1 protein-coding gene is annotated in these 1,183 nt (G+C 59.3%); it reads left to right on the forward strand.

Annotated features, from left to right (window positions below; all coding sequences use genetic code 11):
• Window positions 1–7 precede the first annotated feature (7 nt).
• Window positions 8–1,152 (forward strand): IS3 family transposase gene (locus ACZ9AQ_RS24165; RefSeq protein ID WP_429207349.1). Its coding sequence is split into 2 segments (ribosomal slippage): window positions 8–266 and window positions 266–1,152, totalling 1,146 coding nucleotides; the frame shifts between segments, so codons are not numbered across the junction.
• The last annotated feature ends 31 nt before the right edge of the window (window positions 1,153–1,183 follow it).

Genomic DNA, 1,183 nt, shown 5'->3' on the forward strand with positions numbered 1-1,183 from the left:
GAATTACATGGCACGTGAAAGACGGTTGTTTTCAGAAGAGTTCAAGCGCGAGGCAGTCAAGCTGGTAGGCCAGCCTGGTGCGAGTAAGGCGGCGATCGCCCGCGACCTGGGCATTGGCGCCAATTTGCTGGGGCGGTGGTGCAGAGACGCCAACGTCGATGCAGAGGTCACAGGCGGGAGCGAGAAGGTATCGACCCAGGAATATGAGCGCATGCGGCGCGAGCTGGCGAAGGTCAAGACGGAGCGCGACATATTAAAAAAGGCGCTCGGCTACTTCGCAGCCGACCTCAAGTGAAGTACGGCTTCATCGCCAAATATCGAACCATCTGGCCAACGCGAACGATGTGTCGTCTGCTTGGTGTGTCGAGCAGTGGGTTTTACGACTGGCTCGGCCGGCCGGTGAGCGCGCATGAACGTGAGAATGCGCAGCTCCTCAAGGCAATCAAGCACAGCCACGAAGCCAGCGATGGCACCTATGGTTCGCCGCGCGTAGTGCGAGACCTTATCGATGCGGGCTTTGCTTGCAGCGAGAACCGGGTAGCGCGGCTTATGAAAGCAGCCGGCATCAAGGCCCGTCACAAGCGTCGCCGGGCACCTGGGCAGCTCGATTCGCCAGTCCACGCTATTGCGCCGAACCTGCTGGACCGGCAGTTTGAAGCGACAGGCCCGAACCAGAAGTGGGCCGCAGATTTTACCTACGTGTGGACGGGCGAGGGCTGGCTGTTTGTCGCTGTCGTGCTCGACCTGTACTCGCGGCGTGTGGTGGGCTGGTCGATGCAGCCGACGATGACGGCGCAACTGGTAATGGATGCCCTGCTGATGGCCATTTTTCGCCGTGGCCGGCCTCGGGCCGTATTGCATCACTCGGACCAGGGCTCGCAATACACCAGCGAAGACTTCCAGCGCTTGCTCGAATCGCACGGCATCGTGTGCAGCATGAGCCGTCGTGGCAACTGCTGGGACAACGCTGCGATGGAAAGCTTCTTCTCGACGCTCAAGACCGAGCGCCTGAGCAAAAAGCACTACCGGACCAGAGATGATTTACGGGCAGACGTGTTCGACTATATCGAAAGGTTCTACAATCCACGCCGGCGTCATTCCACTATCGGCTACATCAGCCCGGTACAGTTTGAAAATCTAAAATGCGCCTAACGGAAGTGTCCGTGACGATGGGGGAAGGCCA

The sequence above is a fragment of the Massilia sp. UYP34 genome (assembly GCF_056279385.1).